This is a genomic window from Acinetobacter sp. NS-4, from assembly GCF_037402435.1.
Lineage (GTDB): Bacteria > Pseudomonadota > Gammaproteobacteria > Pseudomonadales > Moraxellaceae > Acinetobacter.
Genome location: NZ_JBBEUE010000032.1, coordinates 1 through 9,854, shown reverse-complemented (window position 1 = coordinate 9,854; position 9,854 = coordinate 1). Strand labels below are relative to the sequence as shown.

Annotated in this window: 8 protein-coding genes; 7 read left to right on the top strand and 1 reads right to left on the bottom strand. The window is 40.1% G+C overall.

The genetic code is table 11. The annotated features are described in order from the left end of the window. Positions 1-169 (top strand): EAL domain-containing protein (locus tag WAE57_RS15575; RefSeq protein ID WP_337711272.1); only part of this gene is annotated, 169 nt, incomplete at its 5' end. A 27-nt stretch (positions 170-196) separates the two neighbouring features. On the opposite strand, the gene WAE57_RS15570 is transcribed toward WAE57_RS15575, so the two are convergent. Further along, positions 197-1,762 (bottom strand): sensor domain-containing diguanylate cyclase, encoded by a 1,566-nt coding sequence (locus tag WAE57_RS15570; protein ID WP_337711269.1) that lies wholly within the window; start codon positions 1,760-1,762, stop codon positions 197-199. Between the two features lie 406 nt (positions 1,763-2,168). Between WAE57_RS15570 and sulP the strand changes: the two genes are divergently transcribed. The 6 genes from sulP to WAE57_RS15540 all read left to right on the top strand — a co-directional run bounded on the left by sulP (position 2,169) and on the right by WAE57_RS15540 (position 9,638). Further along, complete coding sequence (gene sulP / locus WAE57_RS15565) at positions 2,169-3,866, top strand: sulfate permease (RefSeq protein WP_337711271.1); 1,698 nt, start codon at positions 2,169-2,171, stop codon at positions 3,864-3,866. Between the two features lie 333 nt (positions 3,867-4,199). After that, entirely contained in the window at positions 4,200-5,393 is a 1,194-nt protein-coding gene (sstT, locus tag WAE57_RS15560) for a serine/threonine transporter SstT (protein WP_337711268.1), read from the top strand. Positions 5,394-5,426: 33 nt separating this feature from the next. Then, complete coding sequence (locus WAE57_RS15555; protein WP_237787361.1) at positions 5,427-6,101, top strand: YoaK family protein; 675 nt, start codon at positions 5,427-5,429, stop codon at positions 6,099-6,101. Positions 6,102-6,115: 14 nt separating this feature from the next. Further along, positions 6,116-6,652 (top strand): DUF2058 domain-containing protein, encoded by a 537-nt coding sequence (locus WAE57_RS15550; RefSeq protein WP_337711267.1) that lies wholly within the window; start codon positions 6,116-6,118, stop codon positions 6,650-6,652. A 178-nt stretch (positions 6,653-6,830) separates the two neighbouring features. Beyond that, the gene (locus WAE57_RS15545; protein WP_337711270.1) at positions 6,831-8,105 is read left to right on the top strand and encodes a mechanosensitive ion channel domain-containing protein; all 1,275 of its coding nucleotides are present in this window, start codon (positions 6,831-6,833) and stop codon (positions 8,103-8,105) included. Positions 8,106-8,216: 111 nt separating this feature from the next. Continuing rightward, the gene (locus tag WAE57_RS15540; protein ID WP_237787359.1) at positions 8,217-9,638 is read left to right on the top strand and encodes a deoxyribodipyrimidine photo-lyase; all 1,422 of its coding nucleotides are present in this window, start codon (positions 8,217-8,219) and stop codon (positions 9,636-9,638) included. The last annotated feature ends 216 nt before the right edge of the window (positions 9,639-9,854 follow it).

Genomic DNA, 9,854 nt, shown 5'->3' with positions numbered 1-9,854 from the left:
TATTGTCATGGCTCATCAACTAGGATTACAAGTGGTTGCTGAAGGTATAGAAACTCAAGCCCAAGCCAAGTTTCTCAGAGAATATGACTGTGATCATTTTCAAGGCTACTATTTTGCTAAACCGGCTCCCCTTACAGAGCTCAAGCTTAATTATAAGCCGGTAGAATAAGTAGAAAAACAAATACCGTTCCACTCTCTAATAACGAATACAGTTACGTCCGCTATTTTTAGCTTGATAAAGTTTATTATCAGCCATTTTAAAAACTTCGGTCACACTGTCTGAGCTTTTAGGCCAAAATGCCATTCCAATAGATATTGTTATTGGTCCAATAGAATTGATGTTGCTTGATTCCATTGTTTTTCTTAAACGTTCCGCAGCATTGTAAGCTACCTTAGGGTCTGAGGTGATCATTAATACAATAAACTCTTCCCCTCCTATACGACAACAAATGTCTCCGTCTCTGAAGTTATCATTCATAAAACTGGCCAGGGTTTTTAAAACTATATCCCCCTGATCATGGCCATAAGTATCATTCACCTTCTTAAAAAAATCGATATCAATCGCAAGAACGGCAAAACCTCTCTCTAAACTCACCACTTCTTTTAAGAAGATTTGCATCCCCCGTCGATTATATAAACCTGTCAGTGGATCGGTATTTACATGTTGACGCAATTCAGTAATCTTTTCACTAAACGTTTGAGAACTGAGCAGCAATGACGTTCTAAATTTTAAAACTTCAAAATACCAAGGGTCGACTTGTTTAATTTTATCTTGGATGTCAGGCTGATTGAGCATACTGGCCATTTTTGCCAAGCTATTTAAAGGTGAAGAAATAAAGCGCGACATTCTCCAGACAATAAAAAAAATAAATAAATAAAAAAATAAAATTCCGACCGAAACTTTTAAAAGAATCACATTGGCCTGCTTCAACAACTCTTCGGTTGGTTGCTGGGAAACTACAATCCAGTTCGTACTCGGAATGTAGGCAAAACCTGCCAAATTTTCGACTCCCCGACTATTGATTAACCGGACATTTCCCATCCGTTTATGTACCATATAGTCCAGACCCGTATTATTGACAATTTTTTCGCCAATTCTTGTCGGATCGGGATGAAAAATAATTCGATTATCCTGATCCATGACATACATATAACTTTTCTTAAAGTCATACTCGGTTGAAAGCATTTTCTGGATCAGATTATTTTTTTGTAAATAAATCGTGCCACCAATCATGCCCTGATAGTTTTTATTCTGGTCATAAATAGGTTGAGACAGGAGTACCACCAGATTATGTCGAACTGACCAATAAGGAGGAGAAATATAAGTGGTTTTATGCTTTAAGGATTCAATAATTCCCACTGTTTTATATGAAATATGGGTACTCAAATTTAAACTTTGCGGTGCAAAAGAGATGACTCTTCTTTGTTTATCAACAATCAATAAACTATTAAATTTGTTGGATTGATTTTTAAGACGCTTTGCTTCTTCTTGTATTAATTGAGGATTAGAAAAATCTTGTCCTAACAGGTCAGCACTATACTTTAACTCTTTGAGCATATCATCGAAATGTTGATCTGCACTGTTGGCAACCTTTGAAGCATATTTGGCATTCACTAACAGTGAATTTTGAATGAGTTGGTCTTTAATCACATAATTGAGAATAAATACAGAAACAATAAATAAGCACGAAACACTAACGATAGTCGAAATCAGGATCAGTTTACGAAGATTTAATTTAAGTGCCAAAAGAATCTGTTTCAAAAACCTGACCCTAAAATAGTGTGACTATATTTACATTTTATAACATATTTATTGTTAAAATTAACAAAAAATTTAATCATGAATTTTAATTTGAAGCGTGCCTAGACTATGAGTCCCGCACTTTTGTGAGTGAAGATGCTGATGACAGAATCATCATATACGCCAACACTCAAGGAATGCCCTGTGCGCTTACTTTTTAAATCCGAAAAAAGATTATCCTTTTATCTGGACTTCACTGGCTGCTAAATTTGGTTTGGCGATTGAACTTTAAGTTCTCGCTATTTTTGCACATTAAATGTCATCAAGCCCTATCTTCCTGACAAGACTTCTTAGCATTTTTTATACATAATATATCTAAAATAGTGATTTAGTTTTAGATATGTCAGATTTAAATTCTCGCTTAACGATGTTATTACCGGCTTGGCGATGGCTGCGTACATACAATCAAGACAAGTTTAAATCTGACCTTCTTTCTGCCCTGATTGTGATTGCCATGCTGGTTCCGCAAGGCATGGCTTATGCCATGCTGGCTGGACTGCCGCCCATTATGGGACTGTATGCCAGTATTCTGCCCATGATCATTTATGCCATGGTCGGGAGCAGTCCTACGCTTTCTATTGGCCCAGTCGCGATTATTTCCATGATGACCTTCGCGACCCTTAATCCCCTGTTCGAAGTTGGCTCTCCGGTTTATATACAGGCCGCCTGTCTGCTTGCAGTGATGGTCGGTGTCATTTCCTTATTGCTCGGGATTTTTAGATTCGGCTTTCTGATTCAGCTGATTAGCCATCCGGTGATCAAGAGTTTTATTATTGCCTCTGCCTTGCTGATTGCTTTAGGCCAGTTTAAATTTTTAGTCGACCTTCCGTTAAAAGCCAATAATCTTCCTGAATTTTTTCTTAGTGCCTGGCACTACCTGCGTTATAGCCATATCGAAAGCTTCATTTTTGGCGTGCTTGCCCTAGGATTTCTGATTTATCTTCCCAAAGTTTTAAATTCCAATGCCATCCAAAGCCGGGTCGGTTCAACGGCTTTTGTTGTTAAAGCCTTGCCTTTGGCTTTGGTGGTGATTTCGATTGCCGCGGTGTACTTTCTGGATTTAAAAGCCGTAGGCATTAAAACCGTAGGTGAAATTCCTTCAGGTTTTCCACCCATCAGCATGCCCTACTGGAATATGGAACTGGTCATCAGTCTGTTCCCCGGTGCAGCAATGATCGCCATGATTAGCTTTGTTGAGTCTTTATCTATTGCGCAGGCGACGGCATTACAGCAACGCAGTCATTTAAATAGTAACCAGGAACTGATCGCGTTGGGTTTATCCAATTTAAGCGCGGGCTTAAGTTCGGCATTTCCGGTTACCGGTAGCTTATCGCGCACGGTGGTCAATGCGGATGCCGGTGCTAAAACGCCGCTGGCAGGCGTGATGTCATCATTATTTATTGTCATGGTTAGCCTCTATTTCACGGCTTTTTTCCGTGACTTGCCTTTGGCTATTCTGGCTGCGACCATTATTGTTTCAATCTGGAAACTGGTCGATTTCAAGCCCTTTATCGACACCTGGCGCTATTCCAAAGCAGATGGCATTGCCATGTGGATTACCTTCTTTGGCGTGCTCTGTATCGATATCTCAACCGGATTGATACTGGGTATTGTTTCAACCTTTATCCTGCTGCTGTGGCGGATCAGCCGTCCACATATTGCCGTGATTGGCCTGGTGGAAGGCACTCAGCATTTTAGAAATGTACAACGCCATCAAGTGCTGACTTCAAACAAAGTCCTGTCTATGCGAATTGATGAAAACCTGACTTTTTTAAATGCCAATACCTTTAAAGGCTTTTTAATTAATGCGATCAGTCAGTATATGAATTTGGAACATGTGGTCATTAACTGTTCTAGTATCAGTGCAATTGATCTGAGTGCGCTGGAAATGCTGGAAGATCTCAATGCCGAGTTAAATAAACTGAAGATTAAACTGAATTTCTCTGAAATTAAGGGTCCAGTCATGGATAAATTACAGCATTCAAAACTGCTGAATCAGTTAAGTGGCCAGATTTATCTGACTCATTTTCAGGCCATGCAAGAACTTTCACCAGAAGTTTTTTAAGATGATTGAGATACTTATTGCAACACTCTATTTCTCGTGGAGATATCTAAAATAGTCCCGGATATCTGCCTGGTGTGTTCATATAGAATTTAAAATTGATTGAAATTGAATGATTAAACATAATGCAGCACAGCAGAATGATCAGAAGCATTTGTATTATTTGAATATTTAAAAATCGGCAAAAATTTTATTAAAAAGTAAAAATATCAACTTTAAAAATAGACAGTTAGTTTTTATATGGCAATTATTTTTTAGCAAGATCATTTTTTAGGTATAAAATGCCACCCATCTATGTGATTTTTTTAGTCCTCGTATTTGTAACAAGGCACTTGTATGTTCTCTGCTTTAATGCGTTTGAGTTTAGTCTCCCGAATTATTATCGCCATTATTTTAGGTATTGGCGTAGCTGTTTTGTGCCCAAATGTGGCTCCTTATTTAAGCCTGTTGGGTGACTTATTTATTAAAGCACTTAAATCTGTTGCGCCTATTTTAGTTTTTGTCCTGGTTTTATCTTCCATTGCCAATTTCAAAGTAGGTCATAGTGCCAAAATCAAGCCAATCATGCTGATGTATGCTGTGGGTATGTTCCTGGCTGCATTAAGTGCCGTGGTTGCCAGCATGATGTTTCCAAGTACATTATTTTTGGATGTTCCTGCGCAAACTGACCTTCAGGCACCAGGTAGCCTGGTTCAGATTTTAAAAAATCTGCTGCTCAGTTTTATCGCAAACCCGGTGGTTGCCATTAGCGAAGCAAACTTTATTGGTATTCTAGCCTGGGCAGTTGCTTTAGGTGCTGCTTTCCGTCATTCATCTGACAGTACGAAAACCTTTTTAACCGATGCTGCAACTGCTGTGAACCAGGTGATTCGTCTGGTGATTAACTTTGCTCCAGTCGGTATTTTTGGTCTGGTTGCAGTGACCTTTGCTGAAGCCGGTTTAAGTACTTTTGAAAGCTATGCACAATTGTTGGCGGTATTGATTGGTACCATGTTCTTTGTGGCATTGGTGGTCAATCCTATTATGGTGGCCTTTGTTACCCGTGCGAACCCTTATCCATTGGTGCTTCAATGTGTGCGCGAAAGTGGCATTACCGCGTTCTTTACCCGTAGTTCAGCGGCCAATATTCCGGTAAACCTGGATTTGGCAAAACGCTTAGGCGTGAATGAATCTACAGCAAGTGTTGCAATTCCTCTAGGTGCTACAATTAACATGGCTGGTGCTTCAGTAACGATTACTGTACTTACCTTAGCGACTGTACATACTTTGGGCATTTCGGTCGATTTCACCACCATGCTGGTTTTATCGGTACTTGCGACCATTTCAGCCTGTGGTGCTTCTGGTGTTGCGGGTGGTTCTTTATTGCTGATTCCTGTTGCTTGTGGCCTGTTTGGGATCAGTTCAGATATTGCTATGCAAGTTGTAGCCATCGGTATGGTGATCAGCGTATTACAGGATTCGACCGAAACTGCATTAAATTCTTCAACAGATGTACTATTTACTGCTGCTGTTGATCGCGGTTTAGAGTAAGATAGTCATTATTAAGTATTTTTTTATGACGTTATGCCTTTTCAAACTTTACCGCTCTGGGTTCAATTAGGTGCTTTTTTTCTTGCAGTCAATGCAGGAATGATTAACGTTCTTGGACTGGTGACCGTTCTGCATCAGTCCGTCTCGCATATGACCGGAAATGTCAGCATGTTGGCCATGGCTTTACTGAAATGGCAACCTGAACACATCCTTTACTTATGCCTGGTTATTCTATGTTATGTGACCGGTTCATTTTATAGCGGACTTATCCTTGGAAACAGTCAGTTTAAGTTAGGAAGCCGCTACGGCTTACCTTTAAGCCTGGTGGCTTTTTTTATCCTACTGTGTTGGTTTTTGCTTCCCTACTTCCCGCGTTATGCCTTACTTTGGGCATGTGCTGCCATGGGCGTACAAAATGCTATGGTCAGTCACTATAAAGGTACTATTATCCGGACAACGCATCTATCTGGCGTTTTGACGGATTTGGGTTTAGCTTTAGGCTATATGTTACGTGGCTTAAAGGTAGAGCGTAGACGCATTATTCTTCACTTGCTCATTTTAGTTGGATTTTTCCTGGGCGGTTTGCTTGCCAGCGTGATTTATCCTTATTTAAAATTAAATGCCTACCTTATCCCAGCGATGTTAAGTGGGATCCTTAGCTCAATTTATTGGGTGATTTATTATCGTTATCGGCAGACTCAAGAGTAATATCGGAATTTATTATGGTCAAAAATGCATTACAGGCTCAATTGCTAAAAGCGGGTTTAGTTGATAACAAGAAAGCTAAAAAACTGTCCAAACAGGCAGTCCATGAGCAGCGTACCGGTCAAAGCGATGAAGCGGAATTAAAAGCCAAAATCGCACAGACCCAGCAAGAAAAGCTGGCGAAAGATCAGGCTTTGGATTTAGAAAAAAAACGCCTGTTACAAGGTAAAGAGCTCAAAGCTGCCATTGTGCAAATGATCAATCAGCACAAAATTAAAGAGATCGATGGTGAAGTAGCCTATCAGTTTATCGATGACAATAAAGTCAAAAAGATCTATCTCAACCAGCAGATTTATAATGCCTTGGTATCAGGTTCATTGATCATTGCCAAAGAAGCCGAAAGTTACGCTGTTTTACCCAAAGCCTTGGCAGATCGAATTAATGACAAAATGGAAGGCTTCATTATCGTCAACAATTCTGAACAGAATGAACAAACCACAGATGAAGACGATCCATATGCAGCCTACGTCATTCCAGATGATTTAATGTGGTAAGACCTTCTTGTTAAAAAGCTCCTGATTGGGGCTTTTTTTATTATCAGACCAACTAAATTTATACTGCTGTGACGTAGTAAAGGTGCAAACTTATATATACAAAACAGTATCATAAAATATTGTTTAAAATTAAGACAATGAACTATGCTTAAAGTACATTGAGAAAAACAAGATGAGCATGGTTTTGCAATTTACCTTTATACAAAATATTCAGGACTGGTCAAACCAATATTCCTGGCTAGAAATGTTGACCTCTTTAAGCCTCTTAATTCTGCTGGCAATCGTTGCCAATTTTATTGCCAAGCAGGTGGTGGTTCGTGGAATTCGCAAGCTTATTTCCAAAATAACTTCGGCCAATCATGAAATTTTTGCCCAGCACAGTGTCATCCGCCGTGTTGCCAACATTGTGCCAGCAGTAGTAATCATGAATGGCATTGTTACGGTTCCACATCTTTCAGAAAAAGTCATTGTTTTTGTTCAGATGGCGGCACAGGCGTTTATCTTTCTTACCATTGCTTTGGCTATCAGTGAATTTTTAAGTATTTTCAATCTTGTTTATCAACGTAATCCGAAATCAAAAAACAAGCCGATTAAAGGCTATTTGCAGCTGGTTAAGCTGATTATTTTTATTGTTTGTGGCTTGATGATTTTAGGTATTTTCCTCAAAAAAGATGTCTTTACCTTGTTGGCAGGTTTTGGCGCCATGGCAGCGGTACTCATGCTGATTTTCCAGAACACCATTTTGTCTTTAGTGGCATCGGTGCAAATTTCTTCCTATGACATGGTGCGTATTGGTGACTGGATTGAAATGCCCTCACTGAATGCGGATGGCGATGTCATTGATATGTCATTACATACCATTACCGTGCAGAATTTTGACAAGACCTTAACCACTATTCCAACCAATAAACTGGTGACAGACACTTTTAAAAACTGGCGTGGTATGGCGTATGCGGGAGTTCGACGGATCAAGAGATCAATCTTTATCGATCAAAGCAGCGTGCATTTTATGACGCCAGCGGAACAGCAGAAGCTGAAAGAATTTTTGTTGCTGGATCAATATTTAAACAGCAAGCATCATGAGCTGGAAAACTTCAACCAGCAACTCTCGAACCAATCCTCATATAATCAGCGCCGTTTAACCAATTTAGGCACCTTCCGCGCCTATGTCGAGTTTTACTTAAAACAGCATTCCGGCATCGCGCAAAATCAATCGCTGATTATTCGGCAATTACAGCCCACCAGTGAAGGCTTGCCACTGGAAATCTATGCTTTTGCAAATACCACGGTATGGAAGGATTATGAAGCGATACAATCCGATATCTTTGATCATTTGATTGCCATTATTCCTGAATTTGGCTTGAAAGTTTATCAGGCGCCATCCGGTGCTGATTTCAGGCAATATACGGCAAGCTCCGCAGATCAAGGAAAATCCAGTGATCCTGAAGTTTAGGCTTTTAAAAGTCATGCTATAAAGTGCCATATTTAAAGCATGGTAATTTAAAGCATCGTACTGTTCCTGTTAAACTTGAATGATTCAGCTTGAGATAAGGCATCCCGGTTCATGCAATTAATATGGTTTCGACAGGATTTACGCATACAAGATCATGCTGCGCTTTGGCATGCAACTCAATCTGGAAGCTGTATTGCCTTAGTGATACTCTCTCCTGAGCAATGGCAACAACATGATGACAGTCCTGCCAAGCAAATTTTTTATTTACGCCAACTGGAAACTCTAAAATCCCAGCTCAATCAACTGAACATCCCCCTGCTAATCAAACAGATTCCTTTATGGAAAGATGTCCCCCATGAAATGTTGCAGCTTTGTCTGCGACTGGGTATTGACGCAGTACATGCCAATATCGAAATTGGGGTCAATGAATTAAAGCGTGATGCCCAGACCCAAAAAAATCTGGAAAAACATCAGATCCCGCTTGAGCTTTATCATGACCAGACGATTTTTCCTGTGGGTTCAATCTGCAATAAATCTCAACAGCCTTATCAGGTCTTTAGTGCTTTTAAAAAGCGCTGCTATGAACTTCTTAGCATCAGCCTGCCGCAATGTTATCCGACAGTCGCACAGCAGGAAAAAATACAGCTGGACTTTGATTTGGGTCATGCGCTCATCAGCGCATCCACATATATGCAAAGTCCTGCAGCAGATCAGTTACAGCAACTTTGGCCTGTGACTGAAGACTATGCACTGGATCGTTTGGATGACTTTATCGACGCTAAAATAGAACACTATCAACAGGAGCGGGATTTTCCTCATCTCAATTCCACCAGCCAGCTATCGCCTTATTTGAATATTGGTGCGGTTTCAATCCGGCAGTGTTTACAGGCCATATTTAGAAAGCAATCAGGCTATTTCCATATAGACAATGTGGGACAACAAACCTGGCTGGATGAATTGCTGTGGCGAGAATTTTATCAACATATTCTGTATCAATTTCCTGCCGTTTCCAAACATCAACCGTTTAAGGCCAATACTCAGAAACTCCCATGGCGTAGCTGCGAAGAAGATCTGATTGCCTGGCAGCAAGGTCAAACCGGCATACCCATTGTAGATGCCGGCATGCGGCAATTACTGCAAACTGGCTGGATGCATAATCGGGTACGGATGATTACGGCAATGTTTTTGACCAAGAACCTGCTGATTGACTGGCGTCTGGGTGAAAAATGGTTTATGCAGCATTTAATTGATGGTAATTTGGCAGCCAATAATGGCGGCTGGCAATGGTGTGCTTCAACGGGAACAGATTCGGTGCCCTATTTTCGAATTTTCAACCCGGTGAATCAATCGCAAAAATTTGATAAAAATGGCGATTATATCCGTACATGGGTACCGGAACTGGCGCATCTGGACGCAAAAAAAATACATGAGCCTTATGCTTTTGCCCACATTCAAGCATTACATTACCCACGTGCTATTGTGGATTTAAGTTCATCGCGCAAACGCGCCATAGAGGCTTTTAAGGCGATATAACTAGATATCGCTAAACAGTTATCCCTTCTCAAGCTGGGCGAAGTCAAAAGTCATTGAAATCTATCCAGCTTTTTGACTTGGCTCATTTCATCTATATATCGCTTGAATAAGACCAAGCAAATTCAAAATCAATATTCTAGTCGTGATTGTTTTTATTCTTGAACAAATTGACTGAAACACATCATTCAATAAATTTAACTCTTTTTTATTAGGGCG